We start from the raw sequence: 25,603 nt of genomic DNA, 5'->3' as shown, positions 1-25,603 counted from the left end.
GGGCGGCAAGTAAAAGGCTAGCCGAAGCTAGCCTCGAAGCATTAACAGCCAGTTACAACTGATACCGTTTGAGCTGAATTAGAACTATCTGCAATAGTGTATTGAACTTCACAAGCTCCAGATGATGTAGTGAAACCTGCCGGAGTAATCGTTGCGCCAGCACCAGAAGTAGTAACCGTCCACTCTGCTGTACTAAGATCTAACCAGCCGTCAATTTGATCTGAGCCAAATGCCGCTACGTTAGGATAGCCAAACGTTGTTGATACGTCAGTACCGTTCGCACCAGACACATCACCAGAAGTACTTTCGATACCAGCAATTGCTGCTTTACTATAAATTAGGTTTGCTCCCCCCTTTACAGCTGCTTCTAGACCTTTAATGGTTGAAGCTCGCGCATCAGTTTGTAAGTTCAAAAACTTAGGTGCTGCAGTTACTGCCAAAATACCTAAGATGATAATCACAATCACCAATTCGATTAGCGTAAAGCCTTGCTGTTTAATTGCCTTCATTTCTATATCCTTAGAAAATTATTGATTTATAAATCGTTAGTTAGGAATGTTAGTAAAAACCCGCCCTGCGGCTGGTTGATACGTGAAATTGTTATATGAACCTTCATCGTTACCAGGATCCACGTAGGAACCGTCACTATTTTTAGCCAAAGAGTTTACTTGATAGAAAATACATCGCGTCTGCTCTGCGGCTCCCGTTACCGTGGTGTAATACTTGAAATAATCACCTTGGTTAGCTACCTCAGAGAAGGTAGCCGTAGCGCGGGCAGGATTTTGTAAAATTGCGTCCCACACTTTCAAGCACTTATCCCCGGATAAAGTACCAGGGTCCACGTCTTCATCGTCGCTGGTCATCGGGTAACCAGGAGCAACACTGCCATTGCTTATTTGCGCTGCAGTAGGCGTGGTTAAATACACTTTTTGCGTATCATAAATAACGGCATTTTTGCCATTTTCACTGGGGCGACCTTCTGCCTCCCATTGAGCACGAGCTAACGAGACACCAGTGGCAAAACCACCAGCTACGCCTTCTAGGCTTGCCACCTTAGCCTCTTCTGTTACATCTAAAAAACGCGGCAAAGCAGTCGCGGCTAAAATGCCCAAAATAACAATCACAATTACCAACTCAATCAGCGAGAAGCCAGCTTGTCTCATTGTAGATCTTGATACCGTAGAAATTGTTGTCACTGTTAGACTACCTCTTAAATCGGCTTTACAGCCATTCCTTTGTCATCAAACCTTGTTGCGGGTCATATATCAGTATGGCCACACCTAAAAACTCATAATGGCATTGCTGGTTTTTATAGGCCGCTGTCGCGGCATTACCTTGCCCACTTAGCTCAGCACCAACCATGTCACGCCACAAATCTTGGCACTGCTGGTTTGATGCAACCTTAGGCCACCCCGCTTTACTCATCGCTAAGCGTATTACTTCTAACGGCTTTTGCTCACCGGTTAATGCATCACGCTGGTACAAATTGAACTCTAATTGTTCGGGGCGAAATCTAGCTATCCACAATCCATGAACTTGAGCAAGCTGCCTTACCCAAGTTTGAGCATATTCGTCTACAGCTTGCTGCTCTGCCTGACTAATTGTCCTAACTAGGCTAATTAAAAGCAATAATACAACTAATAAAACTATGCATAAAGTCACAAGCCAACTAAAGCGTGAGCGATTATTCTCCAACAAATCATGTTGGTTCACTTAACCACCTCTCACCGCGCGCATCATGTCCCACATTGGGGTAAAGATGCCTAGAGCAAGAACAAGTACCATACCTGCCACCACCGCAATCAAAATTGGTTCAATACGCGCAGTTAAGCTCTTTAAATCATAGTCTACTTCGCGCTCGTAAAACTCGGCCGCTTCGGTAAGTAATTCATCAACTTGGCCAGTTTCTTCACCTACCGAGATCATCTGTAATACCAAAGGTGTAAATAACTCACTGGCAATCGCGTTACGCAATAGGCTTTCGCCACGCTCAATGCCGCGGCGCATTTCAACAATTCGCTCTGCCATAAACGCGTTATCAACGGCGCTGGCCACTAAGGATAAGGCTTGGTTAAGCGGTACTCCGGCTCCCACCATCATCGCAAAACTGCGCGAGAAACGAGCCAGTAACGAGCGCTCTATCACCGAGCCAACAACAGGTAAGCGCAATCGCGTTTTGTCCCATAACATACGGCCTTTGGGAGTACTGACATACCAGCGCACCAAAAATACCGAGCCTATAGTTAGCACCAGTAACAAGGGCCAATAGTTAACAAAAAAATTGGAGGTACCAATCAATATCCTTGTGGCTAAAGGCAGTTCCACATTAAAACGGCCAAAAATTTCAGCAAACTGGGGGATCACAAAAATATTGAGTATCACCATGGCGATAACAATCGCTATAATCACAAAAGTGGGATAACGCATTGCTGTTTTGATGCGCTTACGGGTGTCCATTTCTAACTCAAGATACTGAGATAACTGCAAAAAAGCTTGCTCGAGCTGACCGGTGTTCTCGCCAACGTGAACAATACTTACAAATAACTGGGAAAAGACCTTGGGATACTCAGCCATTGCTGTAGATAAAGTTCGCCCGCTACTCAACGCATCAGATACACCAGCCAGCGAGCGGCGCAATAGCTTACTATGAGCGGTTTCGGCTAAGCCATTTATGGCGCGCATTATTGGTATGCCAGCCTTGGTTAACGAATACATTTGCCGAGTAAAAACGACTAACTCATCAAGCTTTATTCGCCCTTCCCACAAAGTACTAACATCTAAGGAACCTAAGCCTTCGCCCTTGCCTTTACCCTCTGCGATTTTAATTGGGGTAAGCCCACGACGCAGCAAGCTCTCTGCCGCAGCGTTTTGATTAGCCGCTTCTATATCACCGTTAATCAGGCGACCAGTGCTATCGCGAACCTGATAGCGAAACAAAGCCATTACTAAGACTCACCCTGAGGGTTAGTAACGCTGCCATAAACGTCTACTTCTTCCACCAATCGCAACACTTCTTCAACCGCAGTAACCCCTTGTTTTGCATAATCTAAAGCTGCTAATGACAGTGGGCGATAGTTTTTCGAGGCTTTTGCAGCCTTAGAGAATTCATCGGGGTCATCTCGACGCAAACCTTCCATCATTGCATTGTTTAACTCTAACATTTCGAATACACCGATCCGCCCTTTATAGCCCGTGTAGTTGCAACTTTGACAACCACGCCCTTTATAAAAAACCTGCTTGCTCAAATCTTCGTTACTTATGTGCTCAAGCCAAACTTTTTCTTCGAGCGAGCAACTATGTTCTTGTTTACAGTTTTCACAGAGGCGACGAACCAAGCGCTGGGCGATAACCGCTCTTAATGAACTTGCCACCAAGTAACCTGCTGCGCCCATATCTATCAAGCGTAAGGCGCTGGTTATCGCATCATTAGTGTGCAGCGTGGTTAATACCAAGTGACCGGTTAATGCGCCTCGCAAGCCAATTTCTACAGTTTCTTGGTCACGCATCTCTCCCACCAGCAAAATGTCTGGATCTTGGCGCAAGGTTGTACGCAAAATATTGGAGAAATCGAGGCCAATTTTGCTGTTTACTTGTACTTGGTTAATCCGTGGTAGTCGGTACTCAACCGGATCTTCCACAGTAATAATTTTCGACTCAGGCTGGTTCAGCTCACTCAAAGAGCCATACAGCGTGGTTGTTTTACCACTACCTGTTGGGCCAGTTACTACAATCATGCCATGAGGGCGATGAAGCTGACGGCGATAACGCTCCATAATGTCCGCTGGCATACCGGTTTGCTCAAGCGACAAAATACCTGCCGATTGATCTAATAAACGCATCACTACTGATTCGCCGGCCTGAATAGGCATCGTAGATAAACGTACATCAATGGAATGACCGCGTACTTTAATATTAAAACGCCCATCTTGCGGTAAGCGTTTCTCAGAAATATCCAAGCCCGACATCAGCTTCAAGCGCAACACCATGGCCGAGGCAATTTGCACCTCATTAAGTACACTTTCTTGCAATACGCCGTCTACCCGTTGCCGGATCCGCAGTACTTTTTCGTCTGGCTCAATATGAATATCTGAAGCGCCCACTTGTACGGCATCTTCAAACAAGGACTGAAGCAGCTTAACAACGGTGGTTTCGTTACTCTCATCATCAGCGGTAGCGAGGCCAATATCAAATTCATCACTACTGGCATATTCTTCTTTTAGCTCTTGAGCAAAACCTTCAATTTCGCGGGTTCTTCGGTAAAAGCGGTCAAAGGCTTCAACAACCTGAGACTCCCTTGCCACCACATATTTAAGCTGATGAGGAGCCAACAACGATGCTAAGGTGTCAATTGCCGAGAGGTCGGCGGGATCGGAAATAGCTACAGTTAACACGTCGCCATCTTTGTGAATCACCAATGCGCGCAAGCGGCGAGCATGCACTTCGCCCAACAACACCACAGCATTGGCATCTACCGAAATTTGCGCTAAATCGACAAATGGAATACCCAACTGACGAGCTAAAAACTCCAGCAATTGCACCTCGGCAATGACTCCAAGCTCAATTAAGGTTGCACCTAGTTTTCGACCCGACTGTTTTTGCTGGGCTAAGGCGCTCATTAAGTCAGCTTCACTGATCACCTGCTCGCTAACCAGCAAGTCACCTAAGCGCATTCGTAATTTTGGTTGTGCCACTGTTTATTGCTCCAACTGCCGAATGCGATTAACCACAAAATCGCGAGAATTACTGGAAAGCTGCCCCATCAGTTCGGCTTGCTGATACGCGGCTAAAGCTTCTTGATAACTACCAAGCTTATCGTTGGCAATGGCGTAACCCAACCACCAGCGAGCGCGTGAAGGTTCGTGCTTAACGAGTTTTTGATAGCTAGTTAAAGCCAACTCCTGTTTATCTAAGCGTTGCGCTAAACCGGCTAACATCGCGTAATAATCTACATTGCCGATTATGCTGGGTTCGGCATTTTCTAAATAATAAATAGCCTGAGCTAGGTTGTCTTGCTGCACAAAAATTCGCGCCAGCATCACCCTAAACGAGCCACGGAGCGGGCTTAGTTGTAAACCTTCTTCAAGCAAGCTAACCGCAGAGCGCACATCACCACGACCAAACATAAGCGCTGCAAGCTGCTCTCGCACTTCATGCGCTTGGTGGTCAAGCTGCAAGGCTTTTTGGAACTCCTTGCGGGCTTCACCCGGTAGGTTTTTATCTAAAGCCTGATAACCGCGGCGTGTATATAAAGCCACTTGTTGTTCACGAGTGAGCTTTAAGGGCGTAATCTCAAGTGTCGACGCTTCATTGGCAACCTGCTTTTTCTCTGTTGTTAGCGATGGCTGTTTAGTCTTACTCTGTTCTTTTTTCTTGGGTTTCGGTGCTGTAGGCTGAGAAGACACACTCGCTTTTTCTGCAACAGTGGGCTTTTGCTCAAGCTCAGCAAGCTCTTGATTGTTTTTTACCGAGCTTGGCTCTGGCTCCTCTACAACCGCTGTTGCTGTTGGCTCAATCAATGGCTTATCGGGCTCACTGGCAGTATCGCTTTGATTTGCAGTAGTAAGTGTTTGATTAGGTGAAATTGGCAAGGTGGTAAGCTGGCTAACAGGCTCAACTAACTCTACATCAATAGCGTCTGCTACTGCTTGCAGCTGTTCGGTTTCGAGAGAGACAGCTACGGAATTAGCATGTTGAGCGGTGTCTGCAACCACTTCAACATCACTGACCACATCAATGTTCTTAAAATAGCGCAGTGCTAACCAAGCTGAAATAACCAAAGCAATTAATACTAAAGCCATTAACACATAAGCTCTGATGCTTTTACCTGAGTCTTCGACTAGGGGCGACATGCTTTGCGGATTACTATTCTGCCGCTTATCCAAGTCTTTAAGCATTTGGTTAATTACGCTCATAGTGACAAACTCCACCATGCAGCCGCCGCAACTGCGACACAGGCGCTTGCAGCAAGAACTAACCAGGTTGTTTGGCTTTGTGGCCTTACTGCATCTTCTGTATCAGCCACTGCTTGCTTAACCATCTTCACGCTCACTTGTTGAGCGCCCTGACCGTAACAAAGCATTAATACTTTATGAGCCAATATATTGATTAAACGTGGAATTCCGCGGCTGGCTCGAGTAAGCATTTTTAATGAAGCAGCAGTAAATAGAGGACCACCTCTATAGCCACTTAGGTGCAAACGATGTTGTATATAGCTAGCCACTTCATCCTTTTCTAAAGCCCGAAGGCGATAAGAGAACGTTATGCGTTGACGTAATTGCCGCAATTGCTGAGTGGCCAAACGCTCATCCAGTTCTGGTTGGCCAAATAACACTACGTGTAATAGTTTTCGCTGCTCGGTTTCTAGGTTACCCAGTAAGCGAATCACCTCTAAAGCTTCATCACTTAGGGCTTGCGCCTCATCAATAAGCAGTACAACTGGGCGCTGCTTGCTGGCTAAATCAATTAGGTGATGATGAATGCTTTCCAATACACTATGAGATGACGCTGCCGCATCCACTTGCAGGCCTAACTCACTGGCTAGTGCAGCATGAATTTGCTCTGCAGATAAGCAAGGATTTGGCAAATAAGCAAACTGGTAATCGTCACTCATTTCATTAAGTAGTTTTCGGCATAACAGAGTTTTTCCTGTGCCTACTTCACCACTTACTTTAATAAAACCTTCACCCGATTTAAGCGCCGTTTGCAATACTTGAATCGCTTCATCATGAGGCAACAAAGCTTGGTACAAACCGGTATTTGGTGTTAAACCAAAAGGAGCTTGTGAAAGGCCAAAATGTTCGAGATATACCGCCACCAATGCCCGCCTAGTTATCTTCTGGATACCAAGTGTTTAATAACTCTTGTGATTTTTGTAGTTCGTTTTGCCAGGTATCTTGGGTAACCACAGTGGGTTGAATCAAAATCACCAATTCAGTTTTCTGATTAGATACAGCACGGTTGGTAAACAGTTCGCCTAAACCTGGGATAGAACCGATAAAAGGTACTTTTGATACAATCTCTTCTTGTTTAGAGCTCATCAGGCCGCCAATCACCACCACATCACCTGAACTAGCTTTAATGACCGTATCCGTTTCTCGAATATCACTTTGTGCTAGCGGTAAGTCGAGGCTATCAGCATCACTACCAAAACTAATGACTTTACGCTGCTCTTTTACATCAGTGACAGAGGGGTGAACGTGCAGTAATACTTCACCTTGATCATTTATTTGCGGGGTAACATCTAAGGCAACACCAGAGAAAAATGGCGTAAGTTCGACGCTTGGGTTAGTAACGGGGTTAGTACCAGTGATAGTTGTATTGGATACGTCAGTAACAAAATACTCATCGGTCCCCACTTTTATCACTGCTTTTTGGTTATTTGAGGCTGTAATTCGAGGGCTAGACAGAACATTCACATCGCCCTGAGTTTGCAACAATTTAACCACTGCTTGAAAATTACCATCGGTGACGGTTAGGGCTCCCCCGCCTCCCAGCACACTGCTAATAGCATCACCCGGGATTTTAGATACGCTGTTAAATAACACTTCTGTGCTGCCCACTAAGTCACCAGCATTAGTCCAATCAATACCCTGCTGGTAGCCATCACTCAAGGTGACTTCGATAATCTTGGCTTCTAACACCACTTGGCGTTGCAAGTTTTTTTCTGATTGACTCAAAAAGGTTTTAATTGTGCGTATTTCATCTGGAAAGGCACGCACAGTGACTAAACCCGCTTGCGGGCTAACTACAACCATTCGGCCATCGTTCGCATAAGAGGTGTCGTTGCCACGATCGCGGCGCATATTTATGCCTATCATGCCGCGTAAGGTTTCTTCTAACTCATACCAAAAACGCGTTTCAGTAGCCGATTCAATTTTAGTCCCGTTGAAACTATCGCTACGATTAGAGTTACGATTATTATTGCTATTATTTGAATAGTTATTAGACGAATTATTATTGGAGGAGTTGCTCGAATTATTATTATTTGAGTTATTATTGTCACTATCGCTACCGGTAATCCCCCCCGAATTAATCCGCGTGCGAGTGTAACCATAGCGCTCGAGCATCAAATAGTTAAGAGGAATGGTTTCGATACGCATGCCTGCCGGGTATACATGCAAAATTTTGCCGCGACGCTTAATGTCGTAACCATACATATCTGCCACTACATCAATTGCCTCTTTAAGTGTTACCTCTTTAAGCTTTAAGGTGATTTGACCTTCTACACCAGGATGTAAAGCCACACTAAGTGGCGAACCTTTTACCAGTGCGGGGAAAAACGCTTTGGCGTCTACATTCCGGGCATTCACATCAAAGCGATGCTCGACTTGCAATAAGCTATCTTGCTGTAAAGCCAATTCAGGCATCAGTTCTGCCGCTACCTCAGCAGGAAGCTCTGGTGCTTTGATTACATTGGAGCTTGGTAGCTGAGCTTCGGCGATTGCTTGCTTAGCTTCTACAGGGTCGGGGCGATTAGTGCTTTGGCATGCACTAAGCAAAACCACCATACAACCCATAAAAATCCGTTTGATATACATGTATTACTGCCCCTGCACAGTGACGCGTTTTACCGACACTTTGTCCAATTTAATTCTATATTGCTTACCCGCTCGGGCTAACACCACGTAGTCTTGGTGAAGCCGGCTTAAGGTAAAACCGGAAATATTCTGATTTAGCGCCACAAAACGTTGATTGAGAATAGCCCCCGGTTGTTCACCACCAACAATTATTGCCTGTAAGCTCGGTAAAGCTGCTCGCTTGGTAACACTAGTTTGCGTCCTGCTGTTTGGTGGTGCGGTAGGATCGCTCAAGGAGCTACCGTAACCATTGTTAGCTATTAACGAATACCCCAGCAATATCAAGCAAAGAGATTTAACCACTGATAAAGTCCTTATTGGTGCTTAAGGTATAGATGTCGATAGTAATATCTGCCTTGGGATACTCTTCTACTTGATAATCAATTAGTTGCCACAAAAATCGCTGCGGAAGATCCTCAACAATCTGCAAATATTTTAGCAGTGGGAAGTAACCACCACTAAGTTTTAAACGGATCCCATGACGATAGAAGTTTAAACTATCAGGATTACTCTCTTCATTGCTTAATACCGGTTTTGGCGCTAAGGAATCCATTGCCACTAATACTAAGCCGGAACTTTGTTGCAGTAATTGTTCTAGAACTTCTGCCATTTGTTCCACCGGGATGAGCCCAGCTTGTTGCTGTTCTAACGACTGATCAATCTGAGTTAATTGTGCATTTAATTGTTTTAGCTGTCGACGTACGTCCTGGTTGGGATCTTCACGTAGCTTATCCTTACTAAACTCAATCAAATTATTGTTGTCATGGTATTTTGCAAGAGCTTGAGCCAGCTCTTTTTCCGCTCGATCTTGTTTTAAGCTAGCAGGCTCTATCCACAAGTAATAACTAGGTAACACAACAACAATTAACCCAGTGATTAAAATAAGAATTCGCTCTCGTAAACTTAAGCTGGCAAACCGTATTTGCCATTGCTGCCATTGCTCACTCATCAGCACCTCCTAGCATAAGCTCGTGATGACTAGAGCCACTTAAGCTAAAGTGCAGTTGTTGCTGCTCATCCCGGTATATTTTCAATCCCGCAAATTGCTGCTGCGACAGTTCGGGGTAATGTTTAAATTGCTTAAGCCACTTGGGCACGGCATCACTGCTGGTAGATTGCCCAGCCAGAGCCATATTGCCTCGCTGAATGCTAATTTGAGTCAGCCAAATTTGCTGATCTTGGATAGATGCTAAAGCAGACAACGATGAAGAAAATCCCCTATTTGCGTAACCTTGCCCTTGCAAGCGTTGCTCTAATAAACGCTTTAGTTTTAATTCTTGTTCCGCCAAGCCCAGCTGCTGCTGCAGTTTTGGGTCGACTGCACGCTGCTCAAGGGCGGCTCGTAGCTGAGCAAGTTGCTGATCTTGCGAACCAACTAACTTACGTTGCTCTGCAGCCTTAAGCACAGCGGTTTTAGTTTGCTGTTGTTGCCAAAAGCCCCACCCAAGGGCTATAGCGCCTACCAATAACCACAGGCCAACCACTTGCCTTAGAGAGCCACGCTCTGGCTTAGGTCTAAATTCTTCGGTATAGAGGTTAATCCGTGTTTTCACGACAGCACCCCATCTTGTAAGCCAGCAAGTGCAGGAATTTTATAGTATTGGTCACTAGACTCAATTGCCGAAATATCCAACAAACCAACATTAGGAGTAAGGTTTTGCTGTAACTGCTGAGCGATTTCATCGCAAAATCGGCTAGGGATAGCCAATTGAATATGACTAACATCGGGCAGCTTTAATGTTGCACTTATGTAGTCGATAGAACGTTGTAGCTCTAAACTTAAACTGTCGAAGAAAGTTTGAGTAAATTCAATTTCCTGCATTTTTCCTAAACCAGAAAATGCCCGCAGTTGCCGAGAAAAGCATACTTGCCCTTGGCGCACCACAATCAACTCTAAGTCTCCACCTCTAGGTTGCCACAGCAGCATTTGGCAACGATCGTTGTTCTCCAACAAGTTAACTGCCGCCAACGTTTCAATGGTAATGCCTTCCAGCTGAATATCTTGCTGCTGCGCTATTTGGACTAACTTGTGAATAATTTGTTTACGCACGCAAACTACATTGAGTTTTTCACTGGCCATTGGCGTGGTAGGGGCTTGATAGTAATCAATGGCTAAATCGGGGATTTGTTCGGCGACCATGTCCTTGATGGTCCAAGGTACTGCACCGGCTAATTCTTCATCGGGAACCTTGGGCTTTTCTACCTGAAACTGCTGGTAATGCTGAGAACCCAATATAAACACAATCTGGTGCTCACTGGATAACTGTGCATCTTTGCATAGACTAGCAAAGGCATCAGGCCATTGTTCAATAGAATCAATTGCTTGCTCAAAGGTTTGTTCATTTTGGTTAGCTAAAACCAAAAAGTCAGGGCGCAAATAAGCACTACAACGAGTTTTTACGGTATTCCTTCGCCAAAACGCTAAACCCATTCAGTCATTGTCCTTTGATGATATCCATGTCAAACACTAGTCATCTAGTCTAAACTTTTCTTTTATTTTTTAAAGCATTGGCCAACAATTATGTGCTAATTCTCATGATTAAAAGCAGCATATCTAGTAACTGTAGATTAGCTATACAAATACCACACTTATTCATCAAATAAATCTAAGCCAAACGTGAGTTAAATAGGCTCTGGTTTACTAAATAAAAATCCTTGCGCGCGATGCACCCCTAAACGCTGCAAAACTCGCCACTCTTCGTTTCGCTCAACCCCTACAGCCATCACTTGAACGCGACCAGCACAGCTAGCTACTAATGAGCTGACGGCCAATTGATTAACTTGTCTAACCTGGATATCGCGAACCAAACTGGTGTGCAACTTTAAGTACTCCAACTTAAGTTCACTAATATATTGGGTACTAACAACCCGCTGACCAGCGCGCTCTACAGCTAACTTAATGCCTTTCTTGTTTAAGGCTTTCAAACGGAGCATTTCGGTATCGTTAAGTTGCGATAGCTGCATCTCTGGAAACTCAAGCACCAGCTTTTGGCATTCTTTGAACGGAACAGAGAATACCCATTGCAGCAAGTCTCGCATTACCGACTGCTTAATCACTGTCGCTATGTTTAAGTTGATGCTAATGGGTTGGCGAGAATACTTAACCTGTTGCATCGCAAACTTTAAAGCATGTAAATCAAAGTCTGCCTGCAAGCCACTTTTCTCAGCCCAAGGTAAAAATACACCAGCGTTAATCACTTCACCTTGGTAGTCGGTAATACGCGCTAGCAGCTCTTTGTAACAAACGCGCCCATCAGCATCGAAAACTTCTTGTTGATAATAGTGCAGGGCCTCATTGCTTAGTACATGCTGCAATAAGGTACGCCAGCGCACAGAGCCCTTGCCGGTTTGCGTAGAACTCAACTCACGAGGGATCGCATACCAACCATTATGTCGCTGCATCTGCGCAACTCGTAAGGCATCCTCTGCTTGTTCAATAACCAACTGCGCGTTATCACCGTACTCATATCCTGCAATACCAATATAAAAGAAGTCATCGGCTTCAGCCACTTCAGGCAGGGGAATACGCTCGAGTAATTTTAAGATACCTGCTGCGGTATCTTCAGCTTCATCTAAGGTGGAAAGTGGCATTAACAAGGCAAAGGCATCGCCGCTATAACGCGCTAGATTCACATCGATATTACGGCGAGTATATTGTTTTAAGGCCTCTGCACTTTGCTGCAAAATTGCATCGCCTTCATTACGCGCATATTGGTAGTTAACATCGTCCATGCCACGCAGATACACTAACAACACCGCGCCGGTGTGCGCATCGGCATCACCAATCTCCGCTTCCAGCTGATTTAGAAAGTGAGTGCGGTTTGATAGCTGCGTAAGTTCATCAACAAAGGCATTATTGCGAATAATACAATCAAAGCGACTACGCTCTTGGCGAGCCTCAATAAGTTGAGTAATTAGCTGCTCAATCGCTTTACTGGCAGCATTGGGCCATTCTTTGCCACTGCCTTGCTGCACATCTCGCAGGCGACCAGCAAGAATTTGATTGCCGCGAGTCTGTAGCAACTCAGCACCGTACATAATACTTTTTAGCCAGCGAAATACAGCAATTAATCCGAAGGCGACAATCAGCACCCCACCACCAATACCTAACATCGCTTCAGGTTCATAGGTGAGCTGTTTAAAGGGTTGTTCTACCCAAATTTGAATAAAAAAGTCAGGATGAGCTGCTAAGGGGTAACGATAAGGAATTAAGTTATTGCTGTTACCAGTGTAATTAAGTTCACGAAAGGTATAAATAACCCCACCGCGATTAGCTACCTCTAGCACTTGAATATTATGTGCACGCAGCCAATTTGGTAACCATTGAGCAAATTCTGGCGTTTCCGGTTGAACACTCAGCTGACCGTCGATCACTTCAACGACTGAGCGCAACTGATGTTGTTGCTGATTAAATGCCAACTGACGGAAGGTAAGCGCACCCCCAAGCAATACCAATAGCACTGCCACCACTACGCAGCTAATGGTAAATACTATGATCCGACTGGAAAATTTCATTAAGGGTGTTCCTCACCTTCAAGCTTTTAGCCGCACCATCCTTTGGTATGACCATTGCTTGAGTATATCAGTAAATTGCAAATAGCTTGGTAATCACAAACAAAAAGACCAGCCGAGGCTGGTCTTTAGCTCAAAAGTGACCAGAGTTTATGGTCGTAGCATTCTCTCGCCACGGCTCATGCCACACACCCCACTTCGCACAACTTCTAAAATTTCGGTTGATTGAGATAGTGTTTTCACGCAAGCATCTAACTTAGCGCTGTCACCACTTAACTGCATCACATACATGCTTGGTGTAACGTCGACGATTTGACCGCGGAAAATGTCACAAGTTCGCATCACTTCTTCACGGGTAGAACCCGCTGCACGCACTTTAACCAACATGATTTCACGTTCTACGTGCTCAGCTTCGGTGAGCTCAGACACTTTTAACACGTCAACTAGCTTGTTCAGCTGCTTGGTAATTTGCTCAATGGTGTTTTCATCACCAAAGGTACAAATAGTCATACGTGATAGAGTAGGATCTTCTGTGGTTGATACGGTTAGTGAATCAATGTTGAAACCACGCTGCGAAAACAATCCGGTAACGCGAGACAAAGCGCCGGCTTCGTTTTCTAGTAATACTGAAATAATTCGGCGCATTATGTTCTCTCCGTTTTGCTTAACCACATGTCTTTCATCGATTCAGTTTTGATTTGCATCGGGTAAACATGCTCTTCGGGGTCAACCATGATGTCCATAAACACCACGCGATCTTTCATCGAGAAAGCTTTTTCCATGGCTTCATCTAATTCATCAGGATGATTAACTTGCATACCAACGTGGCCATAGGCTTCTGCTAGTTTTACAAAATCAGGCACAGAATCCATATAAGAATGCGATTGACGACCATCGTAGAACATTTTTTGCCACTGCTTAACCATACCCAGCGAGCGGTTATTAAGTGAAACAATAACTACCGGTACGTTGTATTGCAAACAAGTTGAAAGCTCTTGAATATTCATTTGAATCGAGCCATCACCGGTCACACAAGCAACTGTTGCATCAGGAAAGGCAAACTTAACCCCCATAGCAGCCGGGAACCCAAAGCCCATGGTGCCTAAACCACCAGAATTAATCCAACGACGCGGCTTATCAAATGGGTAATACAAAGCAGCAAACATTTGGTGCTGACCCACATCAGAGGTGACGTAAGCATCGCCCTTGGTAGCACGATACATTGATTCGATCACTTGTTGCGGCTTAATTAAGGTATCGCTTTTGGCGTAGTTTAAGCATTTACGGCTACGCCATTCTTCCACCTGTGCCCACCAGTCTTTCAGACTATCTGCATCATTCTTTGCACCAGTTTCTTCTATGCACTCAAGCATTTGATCGATAACCGAATCTACCGAGCCAACAATGGGAATGTCTGCACGGATTGTTTTCGAAATAGACGTTGGGTCTATATCAATATGCAAAATAGTGGCATTAGGACAGAATTTGGCGACGTTGTTGGTTACACGATCATCAAAGCGAGCACCTACGGCAAAAATAACGTCAGCATTGTGCATTGACATGTTGGCTTCATAAGTACCGTGCATACCCAACATGCCCACAAAGCGAGGGTCGGTAGAAGGGAAGGCGCCTAAGCCCATTAGGGTTGAGGTAACCGGCATATTAAACAAATCAACTAATTTGTTAATCTGCTCACCCGCTTCAGCCATAATTGCGCCACCGCCAATGTATAACACTGGTTTTTCGGCTTCGGCTAAGGCTTTAACCGCTTTCTTAATCTGCCCCTTGTGACCAGTTAGCGTTGGGTTGTAAGAACGCATGCTCACTGACTTAGGATATTCATAGGGGAACTTAAGCAGAGGGTTTTGTACATCTTTAGGTAAATCGATAACCACAGGGCCAGGGCGGCCTGTAGATGCTATGTAATATGCCTTTTTAATTGCGGCAGGTATTTCTTCGGCTTTTTTAACTAAAAAGCTATGTTTTACTACGGGGCGCGAAACGCCGATCATGTCAGTTTCTTGGAAGGCATCTTGGCCAATCAAGCCTGTTGGCACTTGACCAGATAAAACGACCAATGGAATCGAGTCCATATAAGCAGTAGCAATACCGGTGATGGTATTGGTAGCGCCAGGGCCAGAGGTAACTAATACCGTACCTACTTCGCCAGTTGCACGTGCATAACCATCGGCCATGTGCACAGCAGCTTGCTCGTGCCTTACCAATACATGTTCAATATCGCTACTATCAAACAGCGCATCATATACATCTAATACAGAGCCACCAGGGTAGCCAAAAATGTGTTTAACACCTTGATCTTGCAAACAGCGGACGACCATTTCGGCGCCGGATAACTTCTCCATGTTCAAGCCTCCAGGCTTTATTTATTGTAATTGTGGGGATAACTCTATTGTGTTGCGGGAAATGGGACTTAATATCCTGTCTTCCAAGCCTAGCACTTTACCGTTTCTTGCCCCCCAGCGTCTACGCTTTTGTCTGCTCTTTCTATTCTTTTAAGCAGCTAATCATATAAAACAGCTCAAGCTTCTTGTAGCCACCTAAGAGTTATCTTCTAAGCAAGACACAAAAAACCGGATGATAAACAAGTTAACACCCGGTGATTCAGCACTACTTATAAAGCACTTAACTACTTAATAGTGTCATGCTCTTCTGTTAGCCAAATTTTCTGCTCAGGATCGGAATCTTCACTTAAGGAGATGCTTACCCCCATGTCGTACAGCTCTTGGATGGTCATATTGTTAGCTAACTCCATGACCTCACCGTCTTCATTAGTAAAACGCATGTTCCCTCCAAATCGTTTACCCAGACACTTTTATTTTAGTCAAGGATTCTACACTTACCGTGCTGTCGCTCATGATATTGGCCATCAATAGTTGGCTCGCCGCCGGATAACTCACTTGCTTCCACATCTCTTGTGCCATTGCATCTAAATCTCGCCAAGTATTATTTCTAATGTGTGTAGCTAGAATTTCTGCCACATTGGGATAATAAACTGGCTCACTTTGATCTAGCTGAAGCCATGAATCTAGTATGTAAGGTTCTAGGCTTTCGGCTATATGTGCCAAGCCCAAGCTTTGTAAAGTATAGGCATTAGTAACCTGTTCAAACTGGCCAAATAATGGCTTAACCAGCAACTTTTTACCCGCAGCCATAGCTTCTGAAGGTAATTCGAAGCCGGCATTACAAAACACCCCGCCACAACTGCGCAAATGCTCAAGAAAGTTTACCCTATCAATTGGTTGTAGTTCTAAATTATCAACTTTTTCGACTTGCTTAATATCGGGATGAAAACAAACAAATTGATGGCCGGTAAAACGGCTTAGCAAAGGACGAACCAGCCCGAGAGACTCAAAAGGCAAATACACCAGAATCTTGCCATTGTTTGTTAGTTCATCCAGCTTTTCCACTAAGGGTGGCGCAATGGTTTGCTTAAAGTCGCACCAATGAACACCGAGGTTATATTCACATGGCGCAAAATGTTTGACTAAAAGCCGATTCCATATACCCATCTCTTTGGTAGGAATATCATGCAAAAACGCTGCTTGGTGAGAGATAGAGATACTGGTTAAACCTTGCCGTTTGGCCGCCCAAGCACTCACCGGTTCAAAGTCATTAATCAGTAAGTCGTAACTAGACAAATCGAGTTCGGCAAGGTCTTTGCGAAATTGCTTTAATGAAAGATCCTTGAAAGTAGCCCATTTATCTACTTTACCGCGCTGATGATGAAAACTAATTCCCTTAAGGCTTTTGTATTCACCAAATTCTTCTACTTTAGGCGCTTTACCAACCCGTCCGGACATCAATACATCTACCTCGATGCCTTGCTTTTTTAAAGCACTACATAGCAAACGAGCTCGCGTAATGTGGCCGTTCCCTGTTCCTTGTACACCATAAAGAATTCGCATTATTTGGCTTACCTAATTAATACCGTAAACAATTAACAACCCTAAACTGGCACCTGCGATAATATCGCTAACAAAGTGCACACCAAGCAATACCCTTGAACAAGCCACCAAACTCGCCCAGGTAAAGGCGACACCCGCCCAAGACGGAAATATCTGAGCCACGCTGCCAGCCATAACAAAAGCGCCAGCACTATGACCTGAGGGAAAGCTAAATCGATCGGAAGGGCGAATAAATACTGGCAATGCTTGTGGTCGGTCTCGTCGGAAAATTTGCTTAAGCAGCAGATAGCACATTAGTTCGATAACAAATGCAGGTAAGGCGAGACTCCAAAAAGCACCGGCAAATGGAGTGAAGGCGATAATGCCACCAAACAAGGCGTAGTAGTAACCATCACCGGAATGCGATATTACTCTGGCTAGACGGGCCACCTGCACATTAAAGCGGTGCCCCAAACAGGTTGCTGAAATTGCATAATCCCACTGGCTCAATCGTTGTAACATACCAAGCTCCTTCTCGTGCTTTTCCACAGACTGGATAAAATGCTTTACCGAGAAATGAAACTAATTTTACAAATCCATGACAAAGCCTCACTTGGTGACAAACTACACAAGTAGAGCTAGGTGCTTTTACTGCAGAATTAAAATAGAACGGAGCCCAATACTAGAGCTAGAGTGTGTGGTTTATTGACTCAGCGTGGGGTAAAAAGCGGCTCTCCTTGAATAACCACCCTCGCTTCAGCAGGCGGCTTGTTCGCGTAGCTAAGCATGGTTGCTGCCAACTGGACGGCTTTAATACCACGCCAGCGCCGCAAAGGTGACAAGTTAGCGGAAAATAGCGGTTGCAGCGCTGCCACTACTTGCTCGGAAAAACGCGCTTGCTTGCGCTCGCCGAGTAATGGCCCGGGGCGAAACAGCATTAAGTGTTTAAAATCAAGGCAAGCTAACTGATTCTCTAACTCCCCTTTTATGCGTAAGTAATGAGAAGGAGACTTGGCATTTGCGAACAAAGACGAGATAAGCAAACAGTCTTCAACATGATTGCGCTTTGCCGCTGTGGCAAAAGCTAAAGGAAGTTTAAAATCAATGGCTCGCATTGCAGCTTTGCTGCCAGCTTGGCTAAGGGTAGTGCCAATGCAAATAAATAGGCTGTGACCTTGAATTAGTTGCTGCCAGCTTTCTATATTGGCAAAATCTACAATATGCTCTTCCAGTTTATCCGCATTCACTCCTGTGCTTTTGCGGCCAAACACCCGCACTTTTTCCCAACTTTTATCCGCTAAAAGTTGCTCAAGTAGGGCACTTCCAACTAGGCCTGTAGCACCAATTACAATTGCAGTTTTAGTCAATTTACCTCTCCTGATTCACGCTATATTCAAGCCACTACATTTGCTGTTAGCCAGTTTGCCGAGAGCTTGTTAAACTAGCCAAAAACTTGTGCACAATAAGGCCTAAAACAATAATAAGCCTAATCGTAAACTTGTGCAGTGAAGCAAACACAAATAACAATAGACAAGGATTAATGAATGTCTGACCTAGTCAAGATTTTTGATACCACCCTACGAGACGGTGAGCAAGCGCTAGCTGCCAGTTTAACAGTAAAAGAAAAACTGCAAATTGCCTTTGCCTTAGAGCGCTTAGGTGTAGACATCATGGAAGTAGGCTTTCCAATTTCGTCACCAGGTGATTTCGACTCAGTGCAAACCATCGCGCGTGAAATCAAAAACTCAACAGTTTGTGCGCTATCGCGCGCCTTACCCAAAGATATTGATGTAGCAGCCGAAGCCTTAAAAGTCGCTGATGCTTTTCGTATTCATACCTTTATTTCAACCTCAACTGTACACGTTGAAAGCAAGCTTAAACGTAGCTTTGATGATGTGCTTGAGATGGCAGTAAACGCAGTAAAACACGCGCGTAACTATACCAATGACGTAGAGTTTTCTTGTGAAGACGCAGGACGAACTCCTATCGATAACCTATGCCGCATGGTAGAAGCCGCAATTAAAGCTGGCGCAACTACGGTAAACATTCCTGATACCGTGGGTTACACCGTACCTAGCGAATTTGGCGGTATTATTTCAACCTTATTTAACCGGGTGCCTAATATCGACCAAGCAGTCATATCAGTTCACTGTCACGATGACCTAGGTTTATCGGTAGCAAACTCTATTTCAGCGGTACAACAGGGCGCACGCCAAATTGAATGTACCTTAAACGGTATTGGCGAGCGTGCGGGTAACTGTTCGCTAGAAGAAGTAGCCATGATCATCAATACCCGTAAAGATCAGTTAGGCGGTCTAGGTACTAATATTAAATCTCAAGAAATTTACCGCGCCAGCCAATTGGTAAGCCACTTGTGTAATATGCCGGTGCAAGCCAACAAAGCCATTGTGGGCAGTAACGCTTTTTCTCATTCTTCAGGTATTCACCAAGATGGCATGCTGAAGAACGAAAATACCTACGAGATTATGACGCCAGAGAGCATAGGCTTAAATAAAAATAGCTTAAACCTTACCTCTCGCTCTGGTCGCCACGTAATTAAACATCGCATGCAAGAACTTGGTTACAGCGAAGAAGACTACAAGCTAGATGAGTTGTATGACAGCTTTCTTGAACTGGCTGACCGTAAAGGACAGGTATTCGATTACGATCTTGAAGCATTAGTCTTCTTCAATAATCTACAAGATGAATCAGAACACTACCGTTTAGAGTATTTAAGTGCGCAAAGTGGCTCGGACGTTGTTTCCACCGCCACAGTTAAACTAATAGCAGGCGAAGAAACCATACTAGAAGCGTCAACCGGTAATGGTCCTATCGATGCGGCTTACCGCTGTTTACGTAAAATCACCGGTTACGACATTAAGATAGATGATTACACCATCGAAGCAGCCGGCGGCGGAACAGCAACCGCAGAGAAAACCGATATTAAAGACGCCTTAGGTAAAGCGGATATCGTAGCCAATTACCAAGGGCGAAAATACCATGGTATGGGTTTAGCTACAGACATTGTTGAAGCATCGGCCAAAGCTTTTGTTCACGTGCTTAATCATATTCATCGCGCCGAGCAAGTGGCAAAACAAAAGCAGTCTAAATTGGGCTAGCATGTAAACAACCGGAGTCGTCATGAAAAGAATATTACTGTGCTTTATCATGATCTCCGGTTGCCTTTCGTTGCCAGTTCAAGCAGAACAGCTTCGCTTTGAAAGGAATGCCGGACATTACAGCTACCTTTGGAAGGACTATAAAAACAATACCCATGCACTTAGCTTTAGCCTATTAAACTATCCGCATAAACTCACTAAATTTACCCAATATCGCCCCGAACAAGCTCAGCAATATGTACTAAGTAAGCTCAAGCCTAGTCTGCGTAAAATAGACCCCAAACAAGCTAAAGTGAGCTTTATTACCCAACACGGTCAGCTGAGTTATCAACTGCAAGGAAATGACCAAAAGTTTATTCAAGAGCTATCAGAAAAGCTCGGTAAAGAAGTGCAGCAGCATTATCAAGATTACTTAACTAAGCACTATTTTGTAGAAAAACAAACAGCCGATGGCGCGATGGGAATAATGCCCGACCATAACAGGCTTGCCCAAGAAAGTGCTGAGTATTTGTTTAGCTGGCTTAATAACAGTTTGAATCAACTCGAAGACCAAGCCAAGCAACGGGAAGTTAGCAATTACCTACTAAGCTTTGTTCAGTCCATTCCTTATAGTGAACTGCGCTCAAAGGATCGTTTACGTGGAGCAGGCTTTCTCACGCCAATCCAAGTAATTAGAAATAATGTGGGAGACTGTGACAGCAAAACAACCTTGCTAGCCAGCGCCCTAAAGACCCTCTATCCACGCTTAGATGTTGCCATTATCTATGTGCCTAATCATGCTCTACTTGCATTAAACATCGCACCACAAGCCAGTGATGAAACGGTGAGAATTAGAGGAAAGCAGTATGTATTGCTAGAACCAACCGGGCCGGCCTTATTCGAGCTAGGAAAGGTGGCAAAAGAAAGTGCCCAGTACATTCATTCAGGTTTGTATACCTATCAACAAATGGACTGGGTTCCACCAGAATTTAAGAGAGAGAAGTAAACTCTACCGCGTAGTCAATCTCACCGTCTCCAGCGCAACGAACCACTTTACCTTTGGCGCTAAAAGGCGCAACACCTTCACCACTCAAGGCGACTTCGACTTCATCACCAATAGCGAGTTTTACGTCTTTAACACTAATGCCCATCCCAGTTGCACTTAGGTCTTTACATAAACCAGCATAGCGCTGTTGACCAACCATAATTCGCAACTCTGCGTTAATTAGCATACGGTGAAATGCACGCTTGTTTGCTTCTCCAATCATGTTCTACCTTCTATAGTTTTTCTTCTGCAAACGAGGCTAAACGGCTCCTTACTACCCCATTTAAATACACGTTTGCACTACCATCAAAATCTTTAAAACGCTCTACAATATAAGTTAAGCCCGAAGTAACGGCCGACAAATAATTGCTGTCGATTTGCGCTAAGTTACCACAGCATACCAATTTGGTTCCTTCGCCGCAGCGGGTAATAATGGTTTTAAGCTGGGAAGCTGTTAAATTTTGACATTCATCCAAAAACACAAAAGCGTTTTGAATACTGCGTCCACGCATAAAGTTTACCGATTTGAATTGAATGTTAGCCTTCTCCATAATGTAACTCATAGAACCAGACATAGATTCATCGTGTTTGTGCAACACTTCTAAAGTATCGGTAATAGCGGCCAACCACGGAGCCATTTTTTCCTCTTCAGTACCCGGTAAAAACCCAATAGATTCAGCAATTTCAGGGGTATTTCGGGTAACTATAATTTTATCGTAAATACCTTTTTCTACCACCATCTCAAGTGCTGCTGCCATAGCAAGCAGAGTTTTACCACAACCCGCTGGGCCGGTGAGAATCACCAAGTCAATATTAGGATCGAGTAAGGCATCAAACGCCATACCTTGATAGATGTTTTTGGGATGAACTCCCCAAGCATGTTTGGCCATCAAACGCTCATAACCCAAGTCGAGCAATTCGACATTTTTCTCGTCTTTTTTTACTACTCGCGCCGCAAAGCTTTCAGTGTCATCGATGATATATTGGTTTACATAACAAGGGCCGATAATTTCAGCGTCAATCACATGATGGGTATCTCGCCCCTCTGAGCTACTTTCACAATCTTTAACTCTTCCCCAAAAGCTACCTTCCAATTCGATGAAGCCTTTCGCTAGCAACCGGATATCATCGATTAGCTGGTCGGTTCGGTAGTCCTCGACGCGCTCTAAGCCAGCACCTTTTGCTTTTAACCGCATGTTAATGTCTTTAGTTACCAATACCACCTGACGAGGAGCATGTTTGTCTTGCAAGTAAATAGCTGCGTTGATGATGCGATTATCGGGTTCATCGGCAGTAAAGTTTTGCTGGTTCTTTTCCAATGTATGATCTGCAAAAATCGATAACTTACCACTCACTTGATTATCTGCGTCATTTTTTAACTCTACACCATTTACAATTTGCTCTGGCGAAGCGGATGCAAATACGTCTTCAAGTGAGCGAATAGCCACTCGAGCATCCCTGCTAACGTCTTTTTGCCTATCTTTAATTCGATCTAATTCTTCTAGGACAGTCATTGGAATAACGACGTCATGTTCTTGGAAAGAGTATATTGCGAGGGGTTCGTGCAGCAGCACGTTAGTGTCAAGAATGAACAGTTTACTTGGAGCGTTATTTTCCATATTTGCCCTCCATAGGCCAACAGGCGATGTGAGAAGTATTGCAAACGTTCAATCTCAGGCTAATTCATCCAGATCGGCTTTACAAACTTTTCCACACCTTTAACCCACCGAGTGCTGTTTTATTAATCAAATATAGAATTAAGGAAGTTAGTTTAATGAGAGGTTTATCTAAAAGGAGAGCTTTATGGATATTGGATTTAAGGTTCTCGTCATTAGACGAGGACTTAGTATGAGCGCCTGGCGGTGGTCAGGTGCGCAGCATAGCGGCTTGCGCTTCGGCGGAACAAAACTGCGTGTTGTCTTTAACCGCCTCCGCCCTACTGTCGAAAGCAAGCCTCGCTAAACACAAACAAAAAGGGCTTCCCAATAGGGAAGCCCTTTTCGATAATGAGAGCCTGGCGGTGACCTACTTTCACATGGGGAAGCCCCACACTATCATCGGCGCAGTTGCGTTTCACTTCTGAGTTCGGCATGGAGTCAGGTGGGTCCACAACGCTATTGCCACCAGGCAAAAACTGTTGTCTTTAACATTCGAAAAAGCTGAAATACCTCATGAGCACTAACAAGCATTCATGGTTTCTAAAATAAAGTATCTATAAGCAACACCCTTTAGGTGTTGTATGGTTAAGCCTCACGGGTAATTAGTACAAGTTAGCTCAATGCCTCACAGCACTTACACACCTTGCCTATCAACGTTGTAGTCTCCAACGGCCCTTCAGAGGACTTAAAGTCCTAGTGAGAATTAATCTCGAGGCCTGCTTCCCGCTTAGATGCTTTCAGCGGTTATCAGTTCCGAACGTAGCTACTGGGCAATGCTATTGGCATAACAACCCAAACACCAGCGGTTCGTCCACTCCGGTCCTCTCGTACTAGGAGCAGCTCCCCTCAATTCTCAAACGCCCACGGCAGATAGGGACCGAACTGTCTCACGACGTTCTAAACCCAGCTCGCGTACCACTTTAAATGGCGAACAGCCATACCCTTGGGACCGACTTCAGCCCCAGGATGTGATGAGCCGACATCGAGGTGCCAAACACCGCCGTCGATATGAACTCTTGGGCGGTATCAGCCTGTTATCCCCGGAGTACCTTTTATCCGTTGAGCGATGGCCCTTCCATACAGAACCACCGGATCACTATGACCTACTTTCGTACCTGCTCGACGTGTCTGTCTCGCAGTTAAGCTGGCTTATGCCATTGCACTAACCGTATGATGTCCGACCATACTTAGCCAACCTTCGTGCTCCTCCGTTACTCTTTGGGAGGAGACCGCCCCAGTCAAACTACCCACCAGACACTGTCCGCATCCCGGATAACGGGACAACGTTAGAACATCAACACTACAAGGGTGGTATTTCAAGGTCGGCTCCACGTCATCTAGCGACAACGCTTCAAAGCCTCCCACCTATCCTACACATGTAGGGTCAATGTTCAGTGTCAAGCTGTAGTAAAGGTTCACGGGGTCTTTCCGTCTAGCCGCGGGTACACCGCATCTTCACGGCAATTTCAATTTCACTGAGTCTCGGGTGGAGACAGCTTGGCCATCATTACGCCATTCGTGCAGGTCGGAACTTACCCGACAAGGAATTTCGCTACCTTAGGACCGTTATAGTTACGGCCGCCGTTTACCGGGGCTTCGATCAATAGCTTCGCTTGCGCTAACCACATCAATTAACCTTCCGGCACCGGGCAGGCGTCACACCGTATACGTCATCTTTCGATTTAGCACAGTGCTGTGTTTTTAATAAACAGTTGCAGCCAACTGGTATCTGCGACTGCCAGCAGCTTAGGAAGCAAGTTCCATCACCGCCGGCAGCGTACCTTCTCCCGAAGTTACGGTACCATTTTGCCTAGTTCCTTCACCCGAGTTCTCTCAAGCGCCTTGGTATTCTCTACCCAACCACCTGTGTCGGTTTGGGGTACGGTTTCGTATAATCTGAAGCTTAGAGACTTTTCCTGGAAGCAGGGCATCAACCACTTCGTGTCCGTAGACACTCGTCATCAACTCTCAGCGTATTGTAAACCCGGATTTGCCTAAGTTTACCGCCTACTGCCTTTCACGTGGACAACCATCGCCACGCTGGCCTAGCCTTCTCCGTCCTCCCATCGCAATTATACGAAGTACAGGAATATTAACCTGTTTCCCATCGACTACACTTTTCAGTCTCGCCTTAGGGGCCGACTCACCCTGCCCTGATTAACATTGGACAGGAAACCTTGGTCTTTCGGCGAGGGGGCTTTTCACCCCCTTTATCGTTACTCATGTCAACATTCGCACTTCTGATACCTCCAGCATGCCTTACGACACACCTTCAACGGCTTACAGAACGCTCCTCTACCGAGCATGCAAGCATGCTCCCGTAGCTTCGGTGGTATGTTTAGCCCCGTTACATCTTCCGCGCAGGCCGACTCGACCAGTGAGCTATTACGCTTTCTTTAAATGATGGCTGCTTCTAAGCCAACATCCTGGCTGTCTAAGCCTTCCCACATCGTTTCCCACTTAACATACACTTTGGGACCTTAGCTGACGGTCTGGGTTGTTTCCCTTTCCACGACGGACGTTAGCACCCGCCGTGTGTCTCCCGAGTAGTACTTGATGGTATTCGGAGTTTGCAAAGGGTTGGTAAGTCGGGATGACCCCCTAGCCTTAACAGTGCTCTACCCCCATCAGTATTCGCTCGAGGCGCTACCTAAATAGCTTTCGAGGAGAACCAGCTATCTCCCGGTTTGATTGGCCTTTCACCCCCAGCCACAAGTCATCCGCTAATTTTTCAACATTAGTCGGTTCGGTCCTCCAATTGGTGTTACCCAATCTTCAACCTGCCCATGGCTAGATCACCGGGTTTCGG

Annotated in this window: 23 protein-coding genes and 2 rRNA genes (1 of these 25 only partly in view); 2 read left to right on the top strand and 23 right to left on the bottom strand. The window is 45.1% G+C overall.

The features are described from left to right. Window positions 1-41: 41 nt before the first annotated feature. From K5L93_RS20195 to K5L93_RS12945, 19 genes are all read right to left on the bottom strand, one after another. Window positions 42-509, bottom strand: coding sequence for a prepilin-type N-terminal cleavage/methylation domain-containing protein (locus tag K5L93_RS20195; RefSeq protein ID WP_220720223.1), 468 nt, complete (start codon window positions 507-509; stop codon window positions 42-44). Window positions 510-545: 36 nt separating this feature from the next. Beyond that, the gene (locus tag K5L93_RS13030) at window positions 546-1,163 is read right to left on the bottom strand and encodes a pilus assembly FimT family protein (RefSeq protein ID WP_220720222.1); all 618 of its coding nucleotides are present in this window, start codon (window positions 1,161-1,163) and stop codon (window positions 546-548) included. A 58-nt stretch (window positions 1,164-1,221) separates the two neighbouring features. Further along, window positions 1,222-1,713: a hypothetical protein gene (locus K5L93_RS13025; RefSeq protein WP_220720221.1), complete on the bottom strand. Its 492-nt coding sequence runs from the start codon at window positions 1,711-1,713 to the stop codon at window positions 1,222-1,224. After that, on the bottom strand, window positions 1,714-2,943 hold the full coding sequence (locus K5L93_RS13020; protein ID WP_220720220.1) for a type II secretion system F family protein: 1,230 nt from the start codon (window positions 2,941-2,943) through the stop codon (window positions 1,714-1,716). A 2-nt stretch (window positions 2,944-2,945) separates the two neighbouring features. Continuing rightward, window positions 2,946-4,691 carry a GspE/PulE family protein gene (locus K5L93_RS13015; protein ID WP_220720219.1) on the bottom strand — a complete coding sequence of 582 codons (1,746 nt, stop codon included), beginning with the start codon at window positions 4,689-4,691 and terminating at the stop codon, window positions 2,946-2,948. A 3-nt stretch (window positions 4,692-4,694) separates the two neighbouring features. Beyond that, window positions 4,695-5,912 (bottom strand): tetratricopeptide repeat protein, encoded by a 1,218-nt coding sequence (locus tag K5L93_RS13010; protein WP_220720218.1) that lies wholly within the window; start codon window positions 5,910-5,912, stop codon window positions 4,695-4,697. Beyond that, complete coding sequence (locus tag K5L93_RS13005) at window positions 5,909-6,814, bottom strand: ExeA family protein (protein WP_220720217.1); 906 nt, start codon at window positions 6,812-6,814, stop codon at window positions 5,909-5,911. Before K5L93_RS13005 ends, K5L93_RS13010 begins: the two co-directional genes overlap by 4 nt. A gap of 10 nt (window positions 6,815-6,824) precedes the next feature. Continuing rightward, window positions 6,825-8,537 (bottom strand): pilus (MSHA type) biogenesis protein MshL, encoded by a 1,713-nt coding sequence (gene mshL, locus K5L93_RS13000; RefSeq protein WP_246615048.1) that lies wholly within the window; start codon window positions 8,535-8,537, stop codon window positions 6,825-6,827. Window positions 8,538-8,540: 3 nt separating this feature from the next. Next, window positions 8,541-8,879, bottom strand: coding sequence for a hypothetical protein (locus tag K5L93_RS12995; protein WP_220720216.1), 339 nt, complete (start codon window positions 8,877-8,879; stop codon window positions 8,541-8,543). Further along, window positions 8,872-9,525: a type II secretion system protein M gene (locus K5L93_RS12990; RefSeq protein WP_220720215.1), complete on the bottom strand. Its 654-nt coding sequence runs from the start codon at window positions 9,523-9,525 to the stop codon at window positions 8,872-8,874. The genes K5L93_RS12995 and K5L93_RS12990 overlap by 8 nt, the downstream gene beginning before the upstream one ends. Beyond that, window positions 9,518-10,129, bottom strand: a complete 612-nt coding sequence (locus K5L93_RS12985; RefSeq protein WP_220720214.1) for a PilN domain-containing protein — start codon at window positions 10,127-10,129, stop codon at window positions 9,518-9,520. The genes K5L93_RS12990 and K5L93_RS12985 overlap by 8 nt, the downstream gene beginning before the upstream one ends. After that, window positions 10,126-11,007: a hypothetical protein gene (locus tag K5L93_RS12980; RefSeq protein WP_220720213.1), complete on the bottom strand. Its 882-nt coding sequence runs from the start codon at window positions 11,005-11,007 to the stop codon at window positions 10,126-10,128. Before K5L93_RS12980 ends, K5L93_RS12985 begins: the two co-directional genes overlap by 4 nt. Before the next feature lie 191 nt (window positions 11,008-11,198). Beyond that, a complete protein-coding gene (locus K5L93_RS12975; RefSeq protein WP_220720212.1) occupies window positions 11,199-13,091 on the bottom strand; it encodes an EAL domain-containing protein in 1,893 nt (630 codons plus the stop codon). A gap of 147 nt (window positions 13,092-13,238) precedes the next feature. After that, on the bottom strand, window positions 13,239-13,733 hold the full coding sequence (gene ilvN / locus K5L93_RS12970; RefSeq protein ID WP_220720211.1) for an acetolactate synthase small subunit: 495 nt from the start codon (window positions 13,731-13,733) through the stop codon (window positions 13,239-13,241). Then, window positions 13,733-15,451, bottom strand: coding sequence for an acetolactate synthase 3 large subunit (locus tag K5L93_RS12965; RefSeq protein WP_220720210.1), 1,719 nt, complete (start codon window positions 15,449-15,451; stop codon window positions 13,733-13,735). Before K5L93_RS12965 ends, ilvN begins: the two co-directional genes overlap by 1 nt. Window positions 15,452-15,735: 284 nt before the next feature. After that, window positions 15,736-15,891, bottom strand: coding sequence for a hypothetical protein (locus K5L93_RS12960; protein WP_220720209.1), 156 nt, complete (start codon window positions 15,889-15,891; stop codon window positions 15,736-15,738). 16 nt (window positions 15,892-15,907) lie between these two features. Further along, window positions 15,908-17,014 carry an MJ1255/VC2487 family glycosyltransferase gene (locus K5L93_RS12955; protein WP_220720208.1) on the bottom strand — a complete coding sequence of 369 codons (1,107 nt, stop codon included), beginning with the start codon at window positions 17,012-17,014 and terminating at the stop codon, window positions 15,908-15,910. Window positions 17,015-17,026: 12 nt separating this feature from the next. Further along, the gene (locus K5L93_RS20190; RefSeq protein ID WP_220720207.1) at window positions 17,027-17,515 is read right to left on the bottom strand and encodes a phosphatase PAP2 family protein; all 489 of its coding nucleotides are present in this window, start codon (window positions 17,513-17,515) and stop codon (window positions 17,027-17,029) included. Between the two features lie 188 nt (window positions 17,516-17,703). Further along, on the bottom strand, window positions 17,704-18,360 hold the full coding sequence (locus tag K5L93_RS12945) for an NAD(P)H-binding protein (RefSeq protein WP_220720206.1): 657 nt from the start codon (window positions 18,358-18,360) through the stop codon (window positions 17,704-17,706). A gap of 177 nt (window positions 18,361-18,537) precedes the next feature. On the opposite strand from K5L93_RS12945, the gene leuA reads away from it, so the two are divergent. Both leuA and K5L93_RS12935 read left to right on the top strand, forming a co-directional pair. Beyond that, entirely contained in the window at window positions 18,538-20,112 is a 1,575-nt protein-coding gene (gene leuA, locus K5L93_RS12940) for a 2-isopropylmalate synthase (RefSeq protein ID WP_220720205.1), read from the top strand. 22 nt (window positions 20,113-20,134) lie between these two features. Continuing rightward, on the top strand, window positions 20,135-21,097 hold the full coding sequence (locus K5L93_RS12935; protein WP_220720204.1) for a hypothetical protein: 963 nt from the start codon (window positions 20,135-20,137) through the stop codon (window positions 21,095-21,097). On the opposite strand, the gene K5L93_RS12930 is transcribed toward K5L93_RS12935, so the two are convergent. From K5L93_RS12930 to K5L93_RS12915, 4 genes are all read right to left on the bottom strand, one after another. Next, window positions 21,081-21,359 carry a PilZ domain-containing protein gene (locus tag K5L93_RS12930; RefSeq protein ID WP_220720203.1) on the bottom strand — a complete coding sequence of 93 codons (279 nt, stop codon included), beginning with the start codon at window positions 21,357-21,359 and terminating at the stop codon, window positions 21,081-21,083. The two genes, K5L93_RS12935 and K5L93_RS12930, sit on opposite strands and share 17 nt — an antisense overlap. Before the next feature lie 10 nt (window positions 21,360-21,369). Then, the gene (locus tag K5L93_RS12925; RefSeq protein ID WP_220720202.1) at window positions 21,370-22,755 is read right to left on the bottom strand and encodes a PhoH family protein; all 1,386 of its coding nucleotides are present in this window, start codon (window positions 22,753-22,755) and stop codon (window positions 21,370-21,372) included. Between the two features lie 393 nt (window positions 22,756-23,148). Further along, window positions 23,149-23,264: ribosomal RNA gene (rrf, locus tag K5L93_RS12920) — 5S ribosomal RNA — on the bottom strand. Between the two features lie 111 nt (window positions 23,265-23,375). Continuing rightward, a 23S ribosomal RNA gene (locus tag K5L93_RS12915) occupies window positions 23,376-25,603 on the bottom strand (it continues 660 nt past the right edge of the window).

Source organism: Agarivorans litoreus (genome assembly GCF_019649015.1).
Lineage (GTDB): Bacteria > Pseudomonadota > Gammaproteobacteria > Enterobacterales > Celerinatantimonadaceae > Agarivorans > Agarivorans litoreus.
Note: the sequence above shows the minus strand (reverse complement) of the source record. Positions and strands in the feature narration are given on the sequence as shown.